The following is a 24,142-nucleotide window of genomic DNA, read 5'->3' on the forward strand; positions in this document are numbered from 1 at the left end:
TTTTCATCCTCATTGCAATATTTATCACAAAGTTTGGCCACTACACGCTTTTTTAAGTCAATTTACTGGAAAAATCAAAGCAAAAGAGAATTTTAACGGACTGAGTATTTTCTAAAGAACATAAAACCCTGCAATGCTTGTTGCCTCAATTGACTGTAGTACTTTAGTAGGGAACGTGTGGCTTCCAACCTATTTCATTCATTATATATTCGAAAGAGTAATTTCCAATTTTTAAAATTTCGCCTTTGTCATTGATGTAGCCGTAGCGCTCACAAACAATTGAGAAATGTTGACAATCACCTTCATTTGCGTGAGCATTCCAAGGAACTTTTCTGCATTTCTCCCCAATAATTGCTTTCCCATTATGAAACGATGTAACAATTTCAAACTGCGGTTTGATGACTACTTCGCCTTTTTCATTCGCGAAACCAATTTTTGCATTGGCATCAATTATCCGGATTTTGTTTTCAATTAAATAATCAGGACTTGGTTCACCGTGACTGGTATTGTACACTTCGAAAAGTATATTTTCATTGGCATCAATCGCAACCCATCCGGAAAATCCTTTCTTTCCAAAAACAGCAAAATAACCATAATGATCAATGGTAAAAGACATTGTGTATTTGGACGAATCCAATACCCGAAGCTGTTTCCCTTTTTCATCGATTAGAGAATAAATACTTCTCCATGTTTCAGTTTCATCCTGTCTAACCTTGAATTTGGTTTGCGCATACAAGCAGTTAAAAAAAAGTATAGATACAATTAAATATAAAAGTCTCATCTCTCAAGTTTTTGGTATTACAACAAACGTTTCGGGCTAGTGCTTTATGCGAAACCGTCAAACCGCTTATTACCGATAAGATAAAATATTTTCTTAAAACAAATTGAAAACCTAAAAATAAAAGCGCGTCGATTAACGTTTTGCAGCCAGCTGAACTCTCAAAGCCGGTGCTTCAAACAAATCTATTTTTTGAATTCATAACAATGCTCTTCGGTTCCATCACTATTTTCGGTCCAAGAGTACTTGGCGTTTTGGATCCTGATTGAAGAAAAGTTGTTTTTCAATCAGTAAACCTCAAAACCAGTCTGATAGGTAATCATTGTATCCTTTTTCACCAACTCGAAATCTTGGTTTTGGAACTTGATACTTTTGATAAAAGTCGACTGTATGCAGGAGCCAATTTCAAAAGTAAAATCATCAATATTGAGCTTTTCTTTGTCAATAGTCAATTCATAATTACCAACCGTACCTATTTCGTGTTGCAAGACATAAATACCTTTGGCTTCTGTAAATGTTGGGATTCGTTCAATGTTGAAAAGCGGGAACAACAAATTCTCGTTAAAAAGTTCATGCGTATTCATTTTAAACACTTTTCTCCTATTCAACCAAAATTCAATCTGGCTTCTAGGCAAGTTGATGATACCGTTACATTGCTCCGCGGGTAAATCTTCCAAGCTGATGTATTTTTTATCCTTTAACTCGTAAAAAAAGAAAGGATCCAACAACGCTTCGGTAATTGTTCTTTTAGATTTTAAAATCCCTTTCCATTGCTCCAAAACGTCCTCAGGCAATAGAATCCGTTTGATTTCTATGCCGGTACCTAAAAAGTTTATTTTGAGTTTGTTCAAGGGAAAGTAGATTTACAGGGTTGCTCAAATATAAGGATTTTTTTCAGCGGTCGCCCGCCAATTCAAAAACAAATAACATCTGTTAAAATTTTCTAAGTATTGTTGTGAAACATAATCCTTCGGACTAGATTTGCCACAAAATTGCACGCCCCTAATGAAAACTTTAAGGTCAAGGTTTGTCCTATTATTGGCTTTTTTAATTACTGCATCCCTTCTTTTGGATTGCTCCGATCATTCCTTTAAAAATGTATTGGACAAATTTGAAGATGTCTCTGCAGTGGCCCGTGGCGATGTTAAAGAATACTACTTCTTCAAAGGTGTCGTTAAAAACGAGAGTCTTTCAACCGCTATTCCAATAAAAAGATTCCTAGTTGGAAATGAGCAAAAACCGCAACCATCATTCTCTTTTACGTGTAAGCGTAAATCCTACTTGCACCTGCTGCAATTGTTTTAGAAAATAACCTTTTTAAGGCGTTTATTTTTTAAAATTTTACTAACTCTTATCACATGAAAAAGATATACCAGGTTGTAGCACTTATAGTGCTGGGACTAACCGCGTCGTGTAGCGACAACTCAAATAAAAAAGAAAAACAGGGGAAAAACGTTCCTGTCATTACCATAAAACACAAAGACACCTTAATCCAAAACAGCTTTGTAGCGGATATTCAAGCCAAAAAGAACATCGAAATCCGCTCAAGAGCTGCAGGGATTATCGAACAAATTTTCGTCAACGAAGGACAATTTGTAAAAAAAGGACAGCGTTTGTTCAAAACGAACGATGCCGAACTGCGCATGGAACTAAACAAAGTCATGGCCAGTTTACAACAAGCCGATGCCGATATTCGCATCGCTGAAATTGAAGTAAATCAGCTCAAAGCTTTGTTTGCCAAAGATTTCGTGGCAAGTAACGAGTTGGATATGGCGAAAGCAAAATTAGCGTCTGCCAAAGCGAAACGTGCCTATGTAGATGCCGAATTAAGAGCCGTGCAACAAAAAATATCCTTTACCAACATTGTTGCCCCTTTTGATGGAGTAATCGACGTGATTCCTTTAAAAGAGGGAAGTTTGGTCGAAAACGGCGCCTTATTAACCACCCTATCACAACTAAACGAAGTATATGCCTACTTCTCCATTCCGGAGAATTTGTATTTCGAGTTGATTGCAGAGGAAAAAATAGGCAAGCACCAAAAAATCGAGTTAATTTTGCCCAACCAAGAACACTACGATTTTAGAGGGACATTAAAAACAGCCGAAGGTGAAATCGATCCGGCTACGGGTTCTATCCGCTACAAAGTAATGTTTCCCAACCCGGACCGTCTTATCAAACACGGTACTTCCGGTAAGCTGGTCATTTCTGAAAGAGAAGAAAATGCGATTATCATTCCGCAAAAAGCCACCTTCTCCATCCAAGATAAAACCTATGTCTTTGTGGTAGGTCAAGACCAAAAAGTAAAAATGACCAACATTCAAATCGGCTCTACCCTACGCGAATCCTACATTGTAACTTCTGGTTTAAAACTAGGGGATGTTATTGTGCTAGAAGGCACTCAATCGTTGCGTGATGGCGATGTTATCAAAGTAAAATCAACCTCCAAAATACGCTAATCATCATGGTAGAAATGTTTATAAAACGAAAGGTACTTTCGTTGGTGATCTCTATCTTTTTCGTGTTATTGGGATTGATGGCGGTATTCCAAATGCCGATTACGCAATTCCCGGATATTGTACCACCATCCGTAACAGTAACTGCTAAATATACGGGTGCCAATGCCGAAGTATCTGCCAATGCGGTAGCCTTACCCTTAGAGCGTGCCATCAACGGAGTTCCGGGCATGACTTACATGTCAACCGTAACGTCCAACGACGGATTGACCCTTATCCAAGTCTTTTTTGAAGTCGGAACTGATCCCGATTTGGCAGCCGTAAACGTGCAAAACAGGGTAACTACCATCTTAGACGAGCTTCCCGAAGAAGTAATTCGCGCGGGAGTGACCACCGAAAAAGAGGTAAACAGTATGTTGATGTACTTAAACATCACCAGTACCGAAGAAAGTCAAGACGAGCAGTTCATCTATAACTTTACCGATATCAACATTCTTCAAGAATTAAAGCGTATCGATGGTGTAGGCCGTGCTGAAATCATGGGCCAAAAAGAATATTCTATGCGTGTTTGGTTGGATCCACAACGCATGCATTCGTACAACGTCTCGGCAGACGAGGTAATCCAAGCCCTCCAAAAACAAAACATCTCGGCAGCGCCCGGAAAGGTTGGAGAAACATCGGGCAAAACGTCTAGCCAATTACAATACGTTATCAAGTACACCGGTAAATTCTTCAACCCAAAACAATATGAAGATATTGCCATCAAATCCGATGCAAAAGGAACCATACTGCGCTTAAAAGACATTGCAAAAGTAGAATTTGGCGCCATGAACTACGGAATGGTTTCTAAAACCAACGGTAAGCCATCGGCCTCCATCATGATGAAACAACGTCCGGGTTCAAATGCTTCGGAAGTAATCGAAAAGGTAAAAGCCAAAATGGCGGAACTCAAAGGAACTTCTTTCCCTCCGGGTATGGATTACAGCTTGGCGTACGATGTATCGCGTTTCTTAGATGCTTCCATCAGTGCAGTTTTAATGACCTTACTTGAAGCCTTTATTCTGGTTGGATTGGTAGTGTTTTTGTTCCTCCAGGATTGGCGATCGACCATCATTCCGGTACTGGCTGTACCTGTGGCTTTGGTAGGTACGTTTGCCTTCATGCAAATGTTAGGCTTCTCCATCAACTTATTAACCTTATTCGCTTTAGTATTAGCCATTGGGATTGTGGTGGATAATGCCATCGTAGTGGTAGAAGCCGTCCATGTTAAAATGGAAGACGGTACCCCTCCCCTTCAAGCCACCATCGAAGCGACTAAAGAGATTGCAGGAGCAGTAGTCGCCATTACCATTGTAATGTCGGCCGTGTTTATTCCGGTAGCGTTCCTGAGTGGACCTGTGGGCGTATTCTACCGTCAGTTTTCTTTAACCTTGGCGATTAGTATTGTCATCTCGGGTATTAATGCCTTAACCTTAACACCTGCTTTATGTGCCATTATCTTAAAGCCTCACAATCATCACAAAAAGAAAGGAGCTTTAGACAATTTCTTTCGTAAATTCAATAACGGATTTGAGAAGTTAACCAATGGCTACACCGGCATCCTATCGAAATTCGCCACCAAAACTATAGTGACTTTCGGTATTTTATTTGCGTTTATCGTACTAACGTTCTTAACCACGAGAATATTACCTACCGGATTCATCCCAATGGAAGACCAAGGAATGGTATACGTGAGTGTAACCACGCCACAAGGTGCGACCGTAGAGCGTACCGAAAAAGTATTGGATGAAATCACCGCTATGGCACAAAAAATCGAAGGCGTAGAAAACGTAACCACGCTGGCGGGTTACAGTATCGTGACCGAAATTGCCGGTTCGTCCTACGGTATGGCGATGATTAACATGAGCGACTGGTCGGAGCGTTCAAAATCGGTAGACGATTTAATAGCCGAATTAACCGAGAAAACCAATGAAATTGCTGATGCCCAAATCGAAGTGTTTGCACCGCCTACAGTACCCGGATTCGGAAATACGAGTGGTTACGAATTGCGTTTGTTAGACCGTACCGGCGGTAAAATCGAAAACACCGATAAAATCACCAAAGCGTTTATCGATAAACTGAACAAAGCACCCGAACTTCAAAACAACTTTACCAGTTTTGATGCGACCTTCCCGCAATACCTCATCCATATCGATTACGATTTAGCGGCGAAGAAAGGGGTTTCGGTAGACAATGCAATGTCGACATTGCAAACGATGTTAGGGTCGTATTATGCCACTAACTTCATACGCTTTAGTCAGATGTACAAAGTAATGGTACAAGCGAGTCCGGAACACCGCGATACGCCGGAAAGCATCTTAAACTTATACGCCAAGAGCGAGAACGGCGAAATGGTGCCCTTTTCTACCTTCATCCGCATAGAGCGTGTCTATGGTCCGGAAGTACTGACGCGTTATAACATGTACATGTCGGCCATGATTAACGGCGAGCCTGCAGAAGGCTACAGTTCGGGAGACGCCATTGCAGCAGTAGAACGCGTAGCACAGGAAACCCTTCCTCGTGGTTTCGACATAGAATGGTCGGGTATGACGCGGGAAGAAATCCTTTCGGGGAATCAAACCACCATTATTTTCCTAGTGTGTTTGCTGTTCGTCTACTTGTTATTAGCCGCACAATACGAGAGTTTCTTGTTACCAATGCCGGTATTATTGAGTTTACCAACGGGAATTTTCGGTTCGTACATTACCCTCGTTTTGGTAGGCTTAGCCAACAACATTTACGCCCAAGTAGCCTTAGTAATGCTCATCGGATTGCTCGCCAAGAATGCCATTCTGATTGTAGAATTTGCTATCGCCCGAAACAAAGAAGGATTTGAGATTATCCCCGCAGCTATCGAAGGAGCCAAACAGCGTTTACGTCCTATCTTAATGACATCGTTTGCCTTCATTGCCGGATTGATTCCGCTGTGTTTGGCTTCAGGTGCGGGTGCCGTAGGTAACCAATCCATCGGATATGCCGCTGCCGGAGGTATGTTAATCGGTACGGTTTTCGGATTGGTCATCATTCCGGGACTATATATCTTTTTTGCCAAATTAGAAAACAAAAAATCAAATGAAACGAATAACTAAATATACGGTATTGCCGCTTTTGGCATTGCTGGCGGTATCTTGCGTTACGCCGAGAGTGGCCGACTTAAAACAAGCCAAACCGATCCCGGAAATCAACAACGTAACGACTGAAAATAAAACGGAATTCCAAAAACTGCAATTGCGCACCTATTTCAACGATCCGCATTTGTTAGCGCTGTTTGACCAAGCCGTTGCCGCCAACCCCGACTATCTGATTGCCCAACAACGAGTAGAAATGGCCAATAGCATCCTGAAACGTGCCAAAAGAAACCGCTTACCTTCACTGGAACTAGGCGCTATTGCATCGGGTACTCGTTACGGAGATTATACCATGGAAGGTGTGGGGAACTTCGACACGAATCTGTCGCAGAACATTACCCAAGACCAAAAAATAAACCGTAGCTTCACCCCCAACTATTGGATAGGCGCCCGTAGCAGTTGGGAAGCCGACGTGTGGGGCCGATTGAAAAACCAATCCATAGCCGCTCAAAAACGCTTTTTAGCGTCTAACGAAGGTGTGAAACTCTTAAAAATAGAGCTGTTTACCAACATTGCGATGTTGTATTACGAATTGGTAAAGTTAGACAACAACTTAATCATTTATCAAGAAAATTACCGCTTACAATTGCGCGCCTACGAAATTATTGCCGCTCAACGTACCGTAGGAAAAGCGACCGAGTTGGCCGTGCAACAACTAAAAGCGCAAAACAAAAACATCGAAGCCGAAGTGGAACACTTAAAAGTGGACATTATTGAGGTGGAAAAAGCGCTTCGCACCCTTATCGGCAATTATGAAGGCGACATCGTAAGAGGAAAAGAGTTGTTAAACAGCAACTTCGATATCTTAAATACAAATATCCCGGCGACTGAAATTATCAATTCCAGACCCGATGTCATGGCTTACTATTACGAGTTAGAAGCCTCCAGAGCCGATGCAAAAGCAGCAAAGGCAGCCTTTTATCCAAGATTACAAATCGATGGCTTCATGGGCTACAATGCCTTTTCTTCGGAAACCTTGTTCAAGCCCGGGTCGTTAGCGTCACAATTACTCGGCGGATTGATACTGCCTGTATTCAATAAAGGACAACTAAAACAAGAGTTTGCCATAGCCAATGGGGAACAGGAAATTGCATTTTTAAATTACCAAAAAACAATAACTACAGCCTTTAACGAATTGCAAGCGGTGCTCAAACAAATCGAAATCTACGAACGCGTGATGCAATTAAAACGTGAAGAAGTAAACCACTTGACCAAAGCGGTGGAAGTATCCAACGATTTGTATGCTACAGGATACGCCAATTACCTTGAATTAATCAACGCCCGGAAAAACAAAATCCAAGCCGATTTAGACTTCTTGCGTTTTAAAGAAGAAAACACAAGAAATAACATATTGTTGTTTAAAGCCCTTGGTGGGATGGTAGAATAAGAAAAGGAGCCCGAGGCTCCTTTTTTATTACTCGTGTAATCTATCGTATTTGAATGCATTCTAAAAATATTACGGTTTAATGTATTGTTTTTAAATTCTTTAAATACTCATAAAATGCCATAGACCAAACCATTTTATATTCATAGGCTATCGGATTAAATACTTTGTACGCAATCAAATCGCTTCCTTTGAAATACAAGTTTTCAATCAATAACACGGGTTCCTTAACCTTGAGAAATTCAGGATGTTGATACGGAAAAGTCAATCCTACATCTTCCGGACGAATCAAAAAATCAGTGTTTCTAAATCCCAACACATTTCTAAAAAAAGGATGAGCGAACTTATGGTGCAATTGAATGGTATTTTTCCAATGAAACTGCAAAGGTTCTTTGTTAATTATTTTCTTCATAAAAGGTATTGTTTTATGACTTGCTAAAAGCGGAAATTCATAAACCTCCACCAATTGCAATTCCCGCGTTATAAAATGCAATTGCAAGTCTTTACCAAAAGAGTCGCTAAATTCAAACCCAACTATCATTTCATCATGGATAAATAGTTTGGAGATATGCTCACCCGATAATTGTTCCGGATTTATAACCCAACGTTTTCTTTTATTGCAATTCACCTCTTTGTCAGCTGCATAGAAGGGAAATTGAGAAACAAGGTTAATAATTGCTTCTTTGCTTTTGCCTTCAACACGGAAAGCTTTAATATTAAGTTTGTTCATAATGTAGTTTTTTATAATCTCAACAGCAAAAACCATTGAGGTTGATGAATTAATAATTACTTAGGTGTATTGCCTCTTCCCTTACCTGACTTGTTACCCGTTGTACTGGGATAATTAGGATTAGATTTTGGACTTGAAGCACTACTTGGTTTGGAGCTGCTTCCTTTGTTGGCTCCCAAATTTGATTTTGATTTACTCATTTTTTGTTAGTTTTAATTTACCTACTCTGTTCGCTTTTCGGCTTCCGCGTTTTATGCTACTTTTGGGTTGGTCTCCCAATCATAAAAACCACCACGTTCTTCAAATTTTAAGGCATCATACGACATTTGTTCCAAAGCATTTTTACAACCGACTTCAAGAATAGGATGACTGTAATAATGCTTTCCTGTTGCGTTATTAAAAAATCTACCCGCCGGGTCAACCATAACATAACTGCCCTTCATTTGAGAATTTGTCTCAGGGACCGACACTATTTTGTTATCCGTCTTAGTGCGGTTATTCTCGAGAAATTGATTAAAGTCGTCTGATGAAATCAGAAACGCATCAACTTTTATATCATTTTGTCCGACTATAGGCAATACCTGAAAGATTTTCCAACGACTTGGTTGCGCGTATTCAATAAAATCAATCAGTATTTCACGGCTATTTTCAGCGCTTACTACAGTATTGATTTTTAATCGATAACCATAAGCCTTAATCTTGTCAACAAGCTCATAATATGCTGTGGATTCAATCGCTTTTTTACCCGATTTAGCTCGTCCGGTTTTTATATTAGTTGCAGTATTCAAACTGTCAATACTCAACGTTATCCAATCCAAGTACGGTTTGTTAATTTCGAGAAAAGCATCAGTAAGATTGGTACCGTTAGTCACAATCATGGTCGTCATTCCGGCCTTTTTAGCCGTAACTAGTAAATCAAAAAGCCACGGACAAAGAGTGGGTTCTCCACCGGCAAAAGTGATTTTTTTAAAACCGGATTGGGCAAGAGCAACAACTACTGCAATAGCTTGTTCTTTGGGCAGGTGCCCTTTTGGTAAAATAGTTTGTTTAACGTCCTGAAAAGTGGCGAAACAAAAGTGGCAACGCATGTTACACGGTTCCCATAAGTGAAAATTGACTGTTGGTATCATTTGATTTTTAAATTACAAACCAAAAGTCAAGAGAAAAAAAAAGCTGATATAATCCGGAATCATATCAGCTAATTGGTAAGAACAAAAGCGGTATTTTGAGCAATAAGAGCGGTTATTTAATCAACGATTTTAAAACCGACTGGTAATTTTCAGAAACCGGCAACCTTTTAGTTTCGGTTTTACCGGATGCATGATATACATCTACCTCAACATGCTCTTCTTTTTTATTGTAGTGTTTAATATGATTAACATTCACCCTAAACGATTTGTGAATGGTAATAAAATGAGATTTCAACAAACCTTTCTCTTCCATTTTAGTAAAAGAAAAATCAATTAAAATCTCCGATTTTCTGTTGTTAAAATAAATTTGTTTGTTGTTCGATTCGGCACCACTGGCCTTGTCAGCGGCTAAAAACACTATCGAATCAACAGCTATTTTGGAGCGTTTCTGCTGCCCTAAATCAAGCATTACATGATTTTGATTCCCAAAGAACTTTATCTCTTGCAAAAAACGGGCAAAAGTCTTTTGAAACTCAATTTCCGTAAAAGGCTTGGTAATATGATCTACACACAACAGTTCCTCACGCTTCAAACGTTCCATATCCCTAACATATTCGGGAGTGTTACTACTGGCAAAGAGTACCGGCAATTTTAACTCAAAAGCCACCTCCATTCCGGTCATGTACGAATCACCTAAATTCAAATCCAATACCAATACATCAGGTTTAGAGGCTCTCACTTCTTGTAAAAATCCTTTAGCCGTGGTTGACGCCGTCACAATTTCTACAGGCAGAGTCTGCAAAAACTTTTGATTTTTTTCTAATTGTTCGAGGTTGTCGTCTAAAAGGGCGATTTTCATGCTATTAAATAAAGCGTATTAATTTTAAAACCAATTTACTGTTTTATCTCCAATTAAAACGTCTAAGATAATACTATCTGAATAAAAAAAAGAAATCTCTCCTTATCTAATCCCATGATGAATTAGAAAGCTGTTGATTAAATTAAAACATTTAAAACCTTCTTAAAACGCAGTTTCTTGAACGATTAATACAATAGCCGACTACTAATTCAAGATAATCTTATAGGTTTTACTGAGGTCGTCAGCTTGAACCTTGATAAAGTATACTCCTTTTGGATTGTTTGAAATGTCTATGGTTTCAGAAGTGTTACTAGACTTTACCAATTGACCAACGGTATTATATACTTGGTAAGTGTAATTGGGATTGTTACTTGAGAGGTGAATTATGCCTTGTGTAACTGTAGGGTATAAAACAAGGTTTGAAAACGTATTGTTATTAATAGAAAGTTCTTCCCAGGTATTTGTCGCTTGCGGACCATTCCAAATAATGGTAGCCAAATAAGGATTATCTATAAAAGGATTTCGGTTCCCTTGTAAGTCATTTAGAATATTGTTTCGGTTGATTTCATATTGCGATACCGGATCTTGACTGTTCCAAAGCAAAAACACGTCCGGCATATCTGTAGAATAGGTATTAATCCCTGCTCCAACAACATTGGGTGCACATTGTGTTGTATAACGAACATACATATACATTATTATTCGTGCTACATCGCCACGCCACTCATCACCGGGGTACCAATTGCCGTATGGCGTTACATAGGACATAACATTGCTTGGTGCTGCCTCGTACATAAGATTACTTCTTGTCTCGTTTCTATATGCATCTATTGCCCTAAGGTTGTGAGCATCAGAACCTGCGAATTCAAAGCCTAAATTCGGAGTGCCCAATGAACGGGGAAACACATGTTCTCTTGACCACAAGCCACTGCAAGAAGAGTTGTGACAGGATAAGTTTTTATCACGAGAATAATCGTTTGTCAGATCGGTATCGGAGTCATTCCAACCATATATTAACAGGACATTATTAGTATTGTTTGGGTTTAAATCTGTAAGCGATAAGGCGTCCCAAGTATCTATAGTTCCTGATGCTGTATAGGGTAAAAAAGTTGTATGAGTATTAGTGATTAAAGTTGTTAATTGGTTCTTTAGGTTGTTTCCGGTTTGGGTAAAATCAATGGAGGAATAGTATTCGGGTATTTGTGCCGGACTGAGGTACGGAAGAAGCAATAGCAGTAGCAACAATCTTTTCATGAGAGTAACCATTAGAAATGTAAAAGTAATGAAATGCTTCTTGATGTGGGATAAAATTTAAGAGAGAAAACATTAATTGCACTGTGAGGAATAAAAAAACCTTCAAGTTTCCTTGAAGTTTTTTTTCAACGAAATAGAGGTTTGTGAACCCTTTATAGAATATCAGTATTTACAAGAGTTGACAGTGCAAGCATTTTCTTGGGTAAAACTATAGGTCACTCAGGTTTTAACACAACCAAATATACAATGTAAACACACGAAAATTAATAGCAGAATTTAAATTTTTGTTGCGATGTTTTTAATAATGATTGTGTTTTCAATAAACCTTGTTTTTTTAATAAGAGTTGTTTTTTTAAAAATCAATCTCGCCAAAAAGAGGTTTTTTGGAGATTAAAAACGATATAATGCAAGAATAAAATAATTATAACTTTCTTGGGAATTGTTTTTAAAAACAAAACATATGAAACATTATTTTGTTTCATGTTTTGAACTATTAAACGAATGCGGAAATCAGCAGAATAAGAATCTACTTTTTTACATACTTATCTATAATATAATCCGTCACAGGTCTCAGGCCTTTACCGGTTGCAGGATGAAATCCCGGACCATTGAAAAACTCAGGATAACCATTTACTTTACTGTACCAGATTATCGCTTTATCGCCATTAAAAAAAGTTGTGGTGTCCGTTACTGTCAATTTTTTCAACTTTGAGATGTTATCGTCATAAGGAATTACAGAGGATGACGAATACAAATTAGACGTTTCACTTTGACAATCTACTTCAACATACCTATCCTCCTGCCATTGCATACATTCTTTATGAGGCAGCACTAAACTCTTCGCGGTATACCCTATTGAAAACAAGGCTATAAAACCCAATAGCCCTAAAATCAATTTATTTCTTTTACTAGCCCGCTTTTCTATCTGTTTTGGTTGTATTGTCTCATGCTTATTTACTTCCTCTCCTAATTTAAAATCAGTTGGAACATATTTTTGACCGTTTTGATGCTTTACAAATTTTAAAAAAGGTCTGGATGGAAAATCAACTAAAATAGCGGTCAAATTTATAGTTTCGAGATCGTTACTATCAGTAGTTCCTTTTAAAAAATTTTCAATGGTTCTAAATCGATCGGTACTTTCTTTAAGCCTGTTTCTGTGTTCCGGTTTAAACTCAAATCCCATAAAAATTGCGAAAGTATTCAAGTCATCCGAATTGGTATTTTCTTTAAAACGCTCGACACATAACTTTCTCAAATTAGCCCTACTGGGTTGCAATAAAAAACTAGAAAAGTTGCCTTCCTTTTCCTTTTCATAATATTGCTTTACAGCCTTTTTGTAATCTTCAAAGTCATCTTGTTTCATATTGGGTCAGGATTTTTCAGGAAACATCAGGAAATACCGGAAATACCGGAATTCCTTATAAACACTGCAACAAAAACCCCATTCCTTTGCCTTAGAATTAGTTCTTGTTCTATTTCGCGATAAGAACAAATGTACAAAACTAGTTCTTACAAAGTGACGCTATGCAGTTCCGAAAATTTATTCGGGAAGTATAAACAGACGGTACTGTAGCAGCGCACTTCACTTCCCAAAACAGTATTCCAAATACTACGATTTCGCAATGGCTTTTGTCTTTGCAACAGCTTCGGGCAGTACCCGAACAGCCACACCTATGTCCAATTTTTAAATTTTTAAATCATGAAAAAGTTATTCATATTCTCTCTTTTTATGTTGTCATCATTTGCTGTGACATCATGTACTACTGACCCGATTACAGACCAAAATGCAACTGAAATCAATGCAAATGATACCGGTGGACAAACCAGTGGATTAACTCCTCCTCCACCGCCAAAACCTTAATTTTTTTTTGCAGAAGTTCTAAACATCTGAATTAAATTGATAATTTCGGGGAATGATACTCAAAAGGTTTATTTCCCCGATATTTCTATTTTGTCTGATGTTGTTTTCTTGTAATCAAGGAAATCAAATGAATGACAACAATAGTGAGGATTATGCTGGTTATACTCATAAGGCCTATGATTATTTGAATGGGCAGAAGTATGACAGTGCATTTTACTACTATGAGAAAGCCAATCGAGTAGCTTCAAGTAAGGAGCAAAAAGTATATGCACTTTATCAGATGGCAGAAATCCAAAGAGTTTTTTGTGATTTTTCGGGAGCTGAAGCCACTGCCACTGAAGCCTATAAGAATTGTGACACACCTAAATATTTACCGCATATCTATAATACATTAGGCATAGTATACCAAGAACTATACAATTATGACGAGGCCATTAAATACTACAATAAATGCTATAGTGATACTTTAAATGAAATTGACAAAAGCATTATAAAAAATAACATTGCGGTAGTTCATTTGGTTAAAAACGATTTCAAAAAAGCTATTGAAATATTATCCGAAATAGCCAACAATAATGTACTGCAAAAAGAAGTAAACCATTATGCCCGAGTATTGGATAATTTGGGTTACGCCTATTTTAAATCCGATAATAGCAACGCCTTAAAATACTTAAACCAAGCGCTTGTCTTGAGAGATAGTTTAAATAATCCTCGAGACTTAACCGCATCCTACATGCATCTCTCTGAATACTATCAAAACTCTGATGCCAAGCTATCTTTTGATTATGCGCAAAAAGCTTACGAGGTTGCAAAATCCGTTAAAAGTCCGGACGATCGTTTGGAAGCGCTAAAGTTTATGATTTCAAGTGGCAAACCTCAAGAAATTAAAAGTTTGGCATTGCAACAAATCACCTTATCAGACAGTCTGAAAAAAGCCAGACAAACGGCCAAGAATCAATTCGCCAAAATCAAATACGACTCCCAAAAAGCACTGGAAGAAAAAGAACGATACAAAAGACAAAAAGAATGGACTTTGACTATTGCTATATTACTGGTGCTGGTATTTATGATGTTAATTATATTGATTCGAAAGCGAAATCAAAAACGACTCCGGCATTCCGTACAAGACACGGAAAACCGTATTGCCAAAAAAATTCACGATGAATTGGCAAACGATGTTTTTAAAACCATGACGTTTGCCGAAACGCAAGACTTAGAAAAACCTGGGAAAAAAGAGGAGCTATTGGAAAATTTAGATGCTATCTATGGTAAAGCCAGAGACATTTCCCGAAGCAACAGTGCCATACCTACCGATGAAAGATTTGAGAGTATTCTTCAGGATTTAATCAATAGTTTTAATAGTGAAACGGTTAACATTATCCTCAAGAACAGCCCGCCGCTGGATTGGAATAAAGTCAATGCTTCAGCCAAGAATGCCATCTACAGGGTGTTGCAAGAATTAATGGTGAACATGAAAAAACACAGCGATGCCAACTTAGTGTTATTAGCCTTTTCGAGCTCCTCCAAAGGAATTGAAATCAAGTATTCCGACAACGGAAAAGGAATCGCAAGCAATGATTTCACTAAAAAAGGATTGCAAAATGCGGAAAACCGTATTCTTGCCTTAAAAGGAACTCTTACTTTTGATAATGAAACCGATAAAGGTTTTAAAGTCATTATTCAAATTCCTAAGTAAAGCATGTTTAAAAAAGTATTAGTCGCCGAGGATATTGACAGTATTAATATCGCTGTGATTCAAGCAATGAATCATTTGAAAGTCGCACACATAGACCATGTCAAATATTGTGATGATGCCCTATTGAAAATTAAAAAGGCTTTGAATTCGGGCGAACCGTATGACCTATTTATAACCGATTTGTCTTTTGAACCCGATCATCGAGAAGTCATCCTTACCTCAGGCGATGAAGCCATCAGTCACATTCGATCATTACAACCGGAGTTAAAAATTATCGTTTATTCTATTGAAGACAAAGGTTTTAAAATCAAAACTTTATTGGAGAAATATAAAGTTAATGCTTATGTGCAAAAAGGACGAAACAGCATAACACAACTCAATGAAGCCATACTGCAACTTAGTCAAAGTAATGAGGTTTACTTATCCCCTACTGTAAAACATGTTTTAAGAGACAAATCGACTCGAGAGATAGATGATTTTGATGTAGAGCTCATTAAACAATTGTCCATCGGCGTTACCCAAGACGCATTGGAACAACGCTTCAAAGAGTTAGGCATTACCCCCAACAGTAAAAGTGCCATCGAAAAACGATTGAGCAAACTCAAAGACCACTTCAGAGCCAATAATACTGTTCATTTAATTGCCATAGCTAAGGATATGGGAATTGCTTAGCCAAAGAATTTTCATTGCTTTACGGTTTTCCGTAAGGAATCCATTTTCGTGACCTCTAATTTTGAGAAATATCTAGTCTGCATTCAGGTTGCAGCCCGACTTCTTAAAATTGTAATGTGGATATCAGAATAATCATAAAAATACACGAGCTTCTAGAATCGAATCGTGCCGGAAATTCCAAAGAGATTGCTCTTAAATTAGGGATATCTGTTCGAACAGTCTACAACTATTTAACCTTTATGAAAACAGAATTAAACGCACCAATCGGCTACAATCATCAAAGGAAAAAATATGGATACGAAAGAACTTGTGAATTAAATTTCAAAGGATAATCCGATAGGAAAATTTGATTATTTTTGTCCAACTAGTTGTATTAAAACCAGTTCACTATCTAATATTGCTCCCCCAAAGCTTTTAAAAAACGAATACTCATAAAATTTATGAAACAAAATTACATTGTCTCTATCTTATTTATTCTTTGTCAGTTTGGGTTTGCAACAGAGAAAACAAAATTGCTGGCTCCTTCAGCTACCATTTCAGGAACAACTACTGTTTGTCAAAATTCAGCCAGTCCGGTGATCACTTTTACGGGTAGTGGTGGAACGGCGCCTTATACGTTTACTTATAAAATTAACAATGGAGCTGATTTAACTGTTACTACAAATGGAAATAACAACTCCGTTAACGTATCGGCAAATACAAGCGTTGCGGGTGTATTTACCTATACTCTTGTGAGTGTTGAAGATTCTCAAGCACCACCCAATCCAGTCAATGTATCGGGAAGTGTGACAATAACGGTTAATCCTCAACCCAATGCTAATATGGGTGGAACAGGGTCTGGTTCAACTTTTGGAGGTTTTGCAGCATTTAGAGTTTGTAGTAATACTTCGTCTCAATTTACATTTACTAATACCTCAACGACAACCAGTACTAATACAAGCTACACCATTGACTGGGGGGATTCAACTCCTAATTTTACTGGTAATTCATGGACAAGTTTAACGCATACTTATCAAATTGGACTTTGGTATTTGACTTACACTATCAATGGAAATAACGGTTGTTCAATTTCTAGAACTTTTGTTGTTTTTGTAGGGTCAAACCCTGCAGTATCATTAGGAAATCCAGGTAATACAGATATTTGTAATGCAAACTCTCTAACCTTTCCAATTACTGGAACTTCTAATAATCCGCCTGGAACTACATATACTGTATCATTCAACGATGGATCCGCTCCGCAAGTTTTTAATCATCCTCCACCTTCAAGTGTAACACATACATTTACTACTTCTTCTTGTGGTACGACAAGCTCTGATGGAAGTAACTCTTATCCAAATTCATTTTCAGCGAATATTGTCGCAACAAATCCATGTAGTACCTCGTCTGTTGGTGTGGTACCTATATATGTATCAGCGAACCCACAAGCAAATTTTAATTCTCCTCAAACAGCATGTGTTAATAACCAAGTCTGCCTTACCAACACATCACAAGGAAACCAGGTTATAAGTAACATATGTTCTACTCCATCTATTGTTTGGTCGATTACACCTTCGACAGGTTTTAATATTGCAGCAGGCAGTTCATTAGGTAACGATTTTTCATCAAACGATTTTAGTTTGTGGCTTTCCGGATCTGATAATCTTTGTATTACATTCACTACACCTGGAACATACACTATAACAATCAAAACAGGTAATAAATGTGGAATTGATACTGAGACAAAAACTATCTGTGTACAATCAACCTTAACTCCCCAATTCACCCTAAATACCACCGCTGGCTGTGCCCCTTTAACGGTAAACGCAACCAATTCAACCAATTTAGCCAATCAATGTTCAACACCAACCTACCTGTGGGAAGTAACATACTCTCCCGCGTTTTGTGGTACTAGTATAACTCCGATACCTAACCAAACTACTGCCAATGCTACATTTAATTTTACTCAATCCGGAACCTACACCATAAAATTATCTGTAACTAATGCTTGCGGAACCACCAATACCACTCAAACGGTAACCGTCAAAAAACCACCGACAGTAGCTGTTGCGCCAATAAATAATGCCTGTGGAAGTGCTAATATTACACCCGTCGGAACCGTTACGAATTGTGCCCCAACAGGTGGGACTTTAACTTATGCTTGGAGTTTCCCCGGCGGAACACCATCGTCGTCTACTGCTTTAAATCCGGGTACTGTTAGTTATCCCACCGGAGGACCTTACACTGTCTCTTTTACAGCTACAAACGAATGTGGTGTTTCCAATACCGCCAATCAAAGCTTTACGGTGAATGTTGCCCCGGTAATTACCAATACCGTGACAAGTCAAACTATTTGTTCGGGCTCACAAACTACTCCGGTTAACTTAACAGCCAATCCTACCGGAACAACTTTCACTTGGACCGCAACCGCAACCGCCGGCATAACCGGTTTTGCAGCTTCTGGTTCAAGTGCAACAATTCCGGCGCAAACTATTGTTACAACCAATACAAATCCGGGTACAGTTACTTATGTGATTACACCAACGTTTAACGGCTGTGTCGGTAGCCCATTCAATTATATAATCAATGTCAATCCTGCTCCATCCATAACAACGCAACCGGCATCCAGTTCAGTTTGTTTGGGAGGTACAGCTACTACCATGACCGTAAGCTTAAATAGTTCAGCCGTTACGCCAACTTACCAATGGTACTCAAATAGCTCTAATAGTAATACGGGCGGAACGCTGATTCCGGGAGCTACCAATTCAAGTTACTCACCGCCGACAAGTACCGTTGGTACTATTTATTATTATGCTGTCATCAGTTTAGCATCAGGAGGATGTTCCGGTTTGACATCTGCGGTTGCATCCGTTACTGTTAATCCGTTACCAACCATCAACACCCAACCTTTACCCTCTCAAAATGTTTGTGTTGGTGCCACGATAAATCCGTTGTCGGTATCCTTTGCCGGAGGTACAGGTACTCCAAATTATCAATGGTTTAGTAACACCACTAACAGCAATACCGGCGGTACCCCAATTGCCGGTGCAACAGCAGCATCTTACACACCTCCCGTTTTCAATACCATAGGTTCCTACTATTATTATGTTGTAATTACCCTAAACGGAAATGACTGTGGTACCCTAAACAGTAATACTGCTGAAGTAATTGTGGTTGCCGATCCGATAATTACGGCTCAACCATTAGCAACGCAAACACAGTGTCAAAATACACCGGCTACTGCTTTAACAGTTACAGCTAGTGGTGGAATAGGTACATACACTTATCAATGGTTCAGCAATACAACCAACAGTAATACAAACGGTGTTTTAATTCCGGCACAAATTGGCAACTCTTTTGTCCCTTCAACAACTTCAACCGGAACAACTTATTATTATTGTGTTGTAAGCCAATCAGGTGTTGGATGTAGTGTAACCAGCGCAACAGCTGCAGTAACTGTAGTTCCTGCTCCGTCTATAACTACACAGCCTCAATCAGCAACTGTGTGCGAGGGTTCAACAGTATCGCCATTAACAGTGGCTTATACAAACGGTACCGGAACAGCTACTTACCAATGGTTTGACTCAAACGGACCTATATCAGGCGCCACATCGGCAACTTATACACCAAGTAACACTTCCTCCAACAGCTATTATTGTGTAATCACCTTTTCATCAGGAGGATGTACCAATATAACATCAAACTCTGCTGTTATTACCATTAACCCTTTACCAACAATTGATAGTCAGCCTTTGAGTACTCAAAGTATTTGTGTAGGCGGTACAATACCGGCTTTAACGGTTTCTTATACAGGAGGTGTTGGAACACCAACTTACCAATGGTATAGCAATACTAACAATACAACCATAGGTGGCACACCTGTTGGTACTAATGCTGCGAATTACACTCCTCCAGCCTTCAATGCCAGTGGAACATTTTACTATTATGTAACCATAACTTTGAATGGTGCTGGTTGTGGCAATATAACAAGTAATGTCGCCGAAGTTATAGTAGTCCCCGACCCGACTTTAACAACTCAGCCCTTGACCCAACAAACCGTTTGTCAAAACACACCGGCTACCGCTTTAGAAGTGCAAGCAAGTGGTGGAATTGGAACAGCTTATTCTTATCAATGGTATGTGTCAACAACAAACAGTAATACCGCAGGTACTGTTATCGTTGGGGAAACCAACAACACATTTACACCTCCAACTAATGCAGCCGGTACATTTTATTACTATTGTATCGTAACGCAAAATTCAGGTAACGGATGTAATGCAACTAGTTCAGTAGCTACTGTAATTGTTAATCTGGCACCTGATTTTACCACACAACCAACAGGAAGTAATATCTGTTTAGGCCAAACACCAACACTATTAACTTTTACTGTAGTAAATGGTGTAGGCACGCCTAATTACCAATGGTATTCCAATACGGTTAATTCGGCTACCGGAGGAACAGCAATCAGTGGTGCTACAACAGCTACCTATACGCCACCATCTAATACCCCGGGAACAACCTACTATTATTGTGTGGTTTCATTTCCGGCAATTACCGGAGGCTGCTCAATTATTACAACCAATACCACTGAAGTAATCATTAATCCTAATCCGGTTATCGCCCCTGAAAGTGTAACGATTTGTAGTGGTAACAATTTTACAATTGCACCCACAACATCAGGAGGCAATATAATTCCACCGGGAACAACTTACACTTGGTCCGCTCCTTCTATTACACCGGCAGGAGCCATAACTGGAGCTACTGCTGAAATTACACCACAAACTGTTATAGGTCAAAATTTAATCAACACGACTACCAGTCCGGCTACTGTTATTTATACAGTAACGCCTACTTCCGGTATTTGTGTTGGTAACAGTTTTACGGTAACAGTAACTGTTAATCCGGCTATTAATCCGAATGTTGTGGTTAATAACAATGCCTGTTTTGGAGTAAACACAGCCTCAATTACCACCAATATAACCGGTGGAATACCATTTTCAAGTGGCACTCCTTACCAATTAAACTGGACAGGACCAAACGGTTTTAACTCAACCAACTCATCCATTGCAAACATAGAACCCGGTTCATATCAAGTAACCATAAATGATGCAGGCGGTTGTCCGTTTTCAGGTTCATACACTATAACCGAACCTACTGATATTGTCATTACTATAGATAGTGAAAATGATATTACTTGTTTTAATGCGGATAATGGTAGCATCAACATTACAGTAACAGGCGGAACAGGAAATTACTCGTACAATTGGACTCGAAACGGTGGCTTTCACTCCACTGCCGAAGATATTGCAAACCTAAGTCCGGGTACTTATGTAGTAACAGTTACTGATGCCAATAATTGTGGTCCTAAAACAGCAACGTTCACTATAACCCAGCCTCCACTTTTAGTGGTGAGCTTAGCCGGTCAAACTAACGTTTTGTGTTACGGAGCCGCAACAGGAGCCATAACAGTAAATGTTTCAGGTGGTACGCCAAATCCAATTTCGGCAGACTATACTTATTCATGGACAGGTCCAAACGGATTTACCAGTACCGCTCAAAATTTGAATAATTTGTTCGCGGGAGTTTATGATTTAGCGGTAACCGACAATCAAGGATGCGTTAAAAATCTTTCAGTAACCATTACGCAATCTACTGAAATAGTAATTAATTACACTACCACACCAATAACTTGTTATGGCGCTAATAATGCTTCTCTAACCGCTACCATATCCGGAGGCAATGGGCCATACCAATACCAATGGAATAATTTAGCTACCAGCTTAACCCAAACCAATTTGTCGGCTGGGACTTATATCATAACCGTTACAGATAATGTAGGCTGTATAAAAACAGAAAACATAGTCATCCCTGAGGCACCGGTATTTACCATTAACCCTATAGTTTCTAATGTATCATGTTTTGGTGCCAACAACGGTAGTATCAATTTAAATTTAACAGGCGGAATAGCTCCGGTGACGCTAACTTGGAGTGATGGCAGTACTTCCGGCTTAATCAGAAACAATCTGCCGCCGGGAACTTACACAGCAACTATTTCTGATGGTACGCCTTGTTACATTGTAAGAACCTTTACTATAATTCAACCTCAACCCTTGGTAATTTCGGCTAACACTACAAATCCATTAGACTGTACAATTACCAATAACGGAGCAATTAACTTGATAGTTTCAGGTGGTACACCTCCGTTTACTTATAGTTGGTCAAATGGTGCTACCACTGAGGATTTGAATAATCTTGTTGTCGGTAATTACAGTGTTACGGTTACCGATGCTAACAATTGTTCCGTTACCGGCCAATACAGTTTAACCCGACCGGCTCCAATTCAAATTAATGTTACTACACAAACCGATTTTGATTGTGCAGCCCATGAGGTGACACAAAGTTTTGTTGCCCAAGCCTCCGGAGGTGTTCCGCCTTACCAGTACCAATGGTCAAGCGGCAATGTGACTGGGGTAAACGGTGAAATCATGAGTTCTGATGTTAACGGCACAGTAATACTCACTGTAACTGATGGCGTAGGATGTACTGCTACTTACACCGTTGATGTAGACAACCCGGTAATTGGTTATTCATCGTTTGACACAACTTCGTTTGGCTATTCAACTTATGGTATATACTCGATTGGAGATCCAATTCAATTCACAAGCGACATCACCGGTGATTACGTTTCTGTATCATGGGATTTCGGAGATGGTACTTTTTCAACCGAACTCAATCCAATCCACACTTATTTAATTCCACGAGATTATGTGATTACCCAAACGGTTACTTATCCTTTTGGATGCGTTTATGTGCACACCATAACTTTAGTAGTAGAAAAAGGCTATTTATTAGTAGTTCCAACTGCTTTTACGCCAAATAATGATTCGCTAAACGATACCTACAGACCGGTTTCTAAACGATTGAAAAATATTAGGTTGGACATCTATGATACCTGGGGTTCTTTAGTTTACACTGAGACCGGAGATGTACTGCTTGGATGGGATGGCAAAATCAAAGGGTTTAATGCCGAAAACGGAAACTATTACAGCAAAGTCACTGCTGAAACTTTTTACGGCACTATAGTCAATGAAAATCAAACTTTTGTATTAATCAAGTAAATGTTGTTATCGATGAAAATTAAATTCCTTTTTATAGCTGCATTTACCTTGGTAACCACTATTAGTAGTGCTCAAGACCCTATATTCACTCAGTTTTATTTGGTCCCCGAGACCTTGAATCCTGCTTTTACCGGTATATCCAATACATGGAATGCCGGATTGATGCACAGGCGACAATGGCCGGACGGGAATCGCAAAATGGATACCCAATTCGGCTTTGCCAATAATTTAATCAGCGATGAAATTGGTGTGGGTGTTACAGTATTAAACCACAGCGAGGTCTTTACAGGATACAACTATTTTAAGTTTAATGGGGCTTTTGCCTATCGGGTTGATTTGGATTACGATTGGCGACTCCGTTTAGGACTCGAAGCAGGTTTAGGTAGAAAAGATTTTAATTTCAACAACTTATTGTTGGAAGACCAAATCAACAGCAATACCGGTGCTATCAGTCCGGGTAGTGTTGACCCCGGAGTTTTAGACTATAGCAATAAAATCAACTTCCTAGACTTTGCAGCCGGGTTCGTACTCGACCAAGAAAATGCTTGGTTTGGAGTTGCTGTTAAGCACTTAAACAGACCCGATATTTCTTTCCGTGAAAATGCTAATGTTCCTCTGGATTTATTTCTAACAGTGCATGGAGGATATTTTTTCGAGTTTTTGAACTCACCAACGAGTCTAATACCGGAAGGAACCAACCTAATGCTAACCGCCAACTACATGCGCCAAGGCCAATACAACCGTTTGGATATTGGAGCAGTAATGGACTACAGCCGATTTAGTTTTGGGTTAGTAGCGGCCACTAACCCGGAAAGACGTGCGCCCAATAGTCATTTTTTAACTTCCATCAATCCGGTGTTAACATTCAAATCCAGCGAGTTTACTTTTGGATATTCCTACGATTGGAATACTTCTAAGATAGGCAGAACACAAGGCGTGCATGAATTATCCCTTACTTGGCAATCCAGTTACCGCTGTGATCGTTGCGACAACTATAAAGTTAAATTAAAACGAAACGGTGAAGCAGGATATCAAAAAATGTAACCTCTCCTCCCCTATAAAAA

Annotated in this window: 18 protein-coding genes; 10 read left to right on the top strand and 8 right to left on the bottom strand. The window is 39.0% G+C overall.

Annotated features, from left to right (window positions below):
- Positions 1-163: 163 nt before the first annotated feature.
- Together Q0M21_RS04495 and Q0M21_RS04500 are read right to left on the bottom strand one after the other, a co-directional pair.
- Positions 164-781: a WG repeat-containing protein gene (locus Q0M21_RS04495; protein WP_295335103.1), complete on the bottom strand. Its 618-nt coding sequence runs from the start codon at positions 779-781 to the stop codon at positions 164-166.
- 284 nt (positions 782-1,065) lie between these two features.
- The gene (locus Q0M21_RS04500; RefSeq protein ID WP_295335104.1) at positions 1,066-1,629 is read right to left on the bottom strand and encodes a hypothetical protein; all 564 of its coding nucleotides are present in this window, start codon (positions 1,627-1,629) and stop codon (positions 1,066-1,068) included.
- A 154-nt stretch (positions 1,630-1,783) separates the two neighbouring features.
- Here Q0M21_RS04500 and Q0M21_RS04505 point away from each other — a divergent pair, with 154 nt between their 5' ends.
- The 4 genes from Q0M21_RS04505 to Q0M21_RS04520 are packed head-to-tail and all read left to right on the top strand — an operon-like array spanning position 1,784 to position 7,785.
- A complete protein-coding gene (locus Q0M21_RS04505) occupies positions 1,784-2,083 on the top strand; it encodes a hypothetical protein (RefSeq protein WP_295335106.1) in 300 nt (99 codons plus the stop codon).
- A 53-nt stretch (positions 2,084-2,136) separates the two neighbouring features.
- On the top strand, positions 2,137-3,234 hold the full coding sequence (locus tag Q0M21_RS04510; protein ID WP_295335108.1) for an efflux RND transporter periplasmic adaptor subunit: 1,098 nt from the start codon (positions 2,137-2,139) through the stop codon (positions 3,232-3,234).
- Positions 3,235-3,239: 5 nt separating this feature from the next.
- Positions 3,240-6,359 carry an efflux RND transporter permease subunit gene (locus tag Q0M21_RS04515; protein WP_295335110.1) on the top strand — a complete coding sequence of 1,040 codons (3,120 nt, stop codon included), beginning with the start codon at positions 3,240-3,242 and terminating at the stop codon, positions 6,357-6,359.
- Positions 6,343-7,785 (top strand): efflux transporter outer membrane subunit, encoded by a 1,443-nt coding sequence (locus Q0M21_RS04520; RefSeq protein ID WP_295335112.1) that lies wholly within the window; start codon positions 6,343-6,345, stop codon positions 7,783-7,785. The genes Q0M21_RS04515 and Q0M21_RS04520 overlap by 17 nt, the downstream gene beginning before the upstream one ends.
- Positions 7,786-7,861: 76 nt before the next feature.
- On the opposite strand, the gene Q0M21_RS04525 is transcribed toward Q0M21_RS04520, so the two are convergent.
- The 6 genes from Q0M21_RS04525 to Q0M21_RS04550 all read right to left on the bottom strand — a co-directional run bounded on the left by Q0M21_RS04525 (position 7,862) and on the right by Q0M21_RS04550 (position 13,118).
- Positions 7,862-8,548, bottom strand: coding sequence for a hypothetical protein (locus Q0M21_RS04525; RefSeq protein WP_295335114.1), 687 nt, complete (start codon positions 8,546-8,548; stop codon positions 7,862-7,864).
- A 20-nt stretch (positions 8,549-8,568) separates the two neighbouring features.
- A complete protein-coding gene (locus Q0M21_RS04530) occupies positions 8,569-8,712 on the bottom strand; it encodes a hypothetical protein (protein WP_295335116.1) in 144 nt (47 codons plus the stop codon).
- 51 nt (positions 8,713-8,763) lie between these two features.
- Positions 8,764-9,642 (bottom strand): viperin family antiviral radical SAM protein, encoded by an 879-nt coding sequence (locus Q0M21_RS04535; RefSeq protein WP_295335118.1) that lies wholly within the window; start codon positions 9,640-9,642, stop codon positions 8,764-8,766.
- A 112-nt stretch (positions 9,643-9,754) separates the two neighbouring features.
- On the bottom strand, positions 9,755-10,501 hold the full coding sequence (locus tag Q0M21_RS04540) for a LytTR family transcriptional regulator DNA-binding domain-containing protein (RefSeq protein WP_295335121.1): 747 nt from the start codon (positions 10,499-10,501) through the stop codon (positions 9,755-9,757).
- 204 nt (positions 10,502-10,705) lie between these two features.
- Positions 10,706-11,755 (bottom strand): endonuclease, encoded by a 1,050-nt coding sequence (locus tag Q0M21_RS04545; protein WP_295335123.1) that lies wholly within the window; start codon positions 11,753-11,755, stop codon positions 10,706-10,708.
- Positions 11,756-12,281: 526 nt separating this feature from the next.
- Positions 12,282-13,118 (bottom strand): hypothetical protein, encoded by an 837-nt coding sequence (locus Q0M21_RS04550; protein ID WP_295335125.1) that lies wholly within the window; start codon positions 13,116-13,118, stop codon positions 12,282-12,284.
- 336 nt (positions 13,119-13,454) lie between these two features.
- On the opposite strand from Q0M21_RS04550, the gene Q0M21_RS04555 reads away from it, so the two are divergent.
- The 6 genes from Q0M21_RS04555 (at position 13,455) to Q0M21_RS04575 (ending at position 24,122) form a co-directional block, all read left to right on the top strand.
- A complete protein-coding gene (locus Q0M21_RS04555; protein ID WP_295335127.1) occupies positions 13,455-13,616 on the top strand; it encodes a hypothetical protein in 162 nt (53 codons plus the stop codon).
- Between the two features lie 127 nt (positions 13,617-13,743).
- On the top strand, positions 13,744-15,312 hold the full coding sequence (locus tag Q0M21_RS04560) for a hypothetical protein (protein WP_295335129.1): 1,569 nt from the start codon (positions 13,744-13,746) through the stop codon (positions 15,310-15,312).
- A gap of 3 nt (positions 15,313-15,315) precedes the next feature.
- Complete coding sequence (locus tag Q0M21_RS04565) at positions 15,316-15,984, top strand: response regulator (RefSeq protein ID WP_295335131.1); 669 nt, start codon at positions 15,316-15,318, stop codon at positions 15,982-15,984.
- 116 nt (positions 15,985-16,100) lie between these two features.
- Entirely contained in the window at positions 16,101-16,316 is a 216-nt protein-coding gene (locus tag Q0M21_RS12350; RefSeq protein ID WP_367273707.1) for an HTH domain-containing protein, read from the top strand.
- Positions 16,317-16,424: 108 nt separating this feature from the next.
- A complete protein-coding gene (locus tag Q0M21_RS04570) occupies positions 16,425-23,078 on the top strand; it encodes a PKD-like domain-containing protein (RefSeq protein ID WP_295335133.1) in 6,654 nt (2,217 codons plus the stop codon).
- Positions 23,079-23,090: 12 nt separating this feature from the next.
- Positions 23,091-24,122, top strand: coding sequence for a PorP/SprF family type IX secretion system membrane protein (locus tag Q0M21_RS04575; RefSeq protein ID WP_295335135.1), 1,032 nt, complete (start codon positions 23,091-23,093; stop codon positions 24,120-24,122).
- Positions 24,123-24,142: the final 20 nt, after the last annotated feature.

The sequence above is a fragment of the Flavobacterium sp. genome (genome assembly GCF_024710485.1).
GTDB lineage: Bacteria > Bacteroidota > Bacteroidia > Flavobacteriales > Flavobacteriaceae > Flavobacterium.

Excerpts from the sequence above, each read along its gene's own strand:
- Q0M21_RS04510 (WP_295335108.1), top strand. The coding sequence starts at position 2,137 with ATGAAAAAGATATACCAGGTTGTAGCACTTATAGTGCTGGGACTAACC.
- Q0M21_RS04535 (WP_295335118.1), bottom strand. The coding sequence starts at position 9,642 with ATGATACCAACAGTCAATTTTCACTTATGGGAACCGTGTAACATGCGT.
- Q0M21_RS04505 (WP_295335106.1), top strand. The coding sequence starts at position 1,784 with ATGAAAACTTTAAGGTCAAGGTTTGTCCTATTATTGGCTTTTTTAATT.
- Q0M21_RS04565 (WP_295335131.1), top strand. The coding sequence starts at position 15,316 with ATGTTTAAAAAAGTATTAGTCGCCGAGGATATTGACAGTATTAATATC.
- Q0M21_RS04495 (WP_295335103.1), bottom strand. The coding sequence starts at position 781 with ATGAGACTTTTATATTTAATTGTATCTATACTTTTTTTTAACTGCTTG.
- Q0M21_RS04545 (WP_295335123.1), bottom strand. The coding sequence starts at position 11,755 with ATGAAAAGATTGTTGCTACTGCTATTGCTTCTTCCGTACCTCAGTCCG.
- Q0M21_RS04550 (WP_295335125.1), bottom strand. The coding sequence starts at position 13,118 with ATGAAACAAGATGACTTTGAAGATTACAAAAAGGCTGTAAAGCAATAT.
- Q0M21_RS04520 (WP_295335112.1), top strand. The coding sequence starts at position 6,343 with ATGAAACGAATAACTAAATATACGGTATTGCCGCTTTTGGCATTGCTG.
- Q0M21_RS04530 (WP_295335116.1), bottom strand. The coding sequence starts at position 8,712 with ATGAGTAAATCAAAATCAAATTTGGGAGCCAACAAAGGAAGCAGCTCC.
- Q0M21_RS04560 (WP_295335129.1), top strand. The coding sequence starts at position 13,744 with ATGAATGACAACAATAGTGAGGATTATGCTGGTTATACTCATAAGGCC.
- Q0M21_RS04570 (WP_295335133.1), top strand. The coding sequence starts at position 16,425 with ATGAAACAAAATTACATTGTCTCTATCTTATTTATTCTTTGTCAGTTT.
- Q0M21_RS04575 (WP_295335135.1), top strand. The coding sequence starts at position 23,091 with ATGAAAATTAAATTCCTTTTTATAGCTGCATTTACCTTGGTAACCACT.
- Q0M21_RS04540 (WP_295335121.1), bottom strand. The coding sequence starts at position 10,501 with ATGAAAATCGCCCTTTTAGACGACAACCTCGAACAATTAGAAAAAAAT.
- Q0M21_RS04515 (WP_295335110.1), top strand. The coding sequence starts at position 3,240 with ATGGTAGAAATGTTTATAAAACGAAAGGTACTTTCGTTGGTGATCTCT.
- Q0M21_RS04525 (WP_295335114.1), bottom strand. The coding sequence starts at position 8,548 with ATGGTTTTTGCTGTTGAGATTATAAAAAACTACATTATGAACAAACTT.
- Q0M21_RS04555 (WP_295335127.1), top strand. The coding sequence starts at position 13,455 with ATGAAAAAGTTATTCATATTCTCTCTTTTTATGTTGTCATCATTTGCT.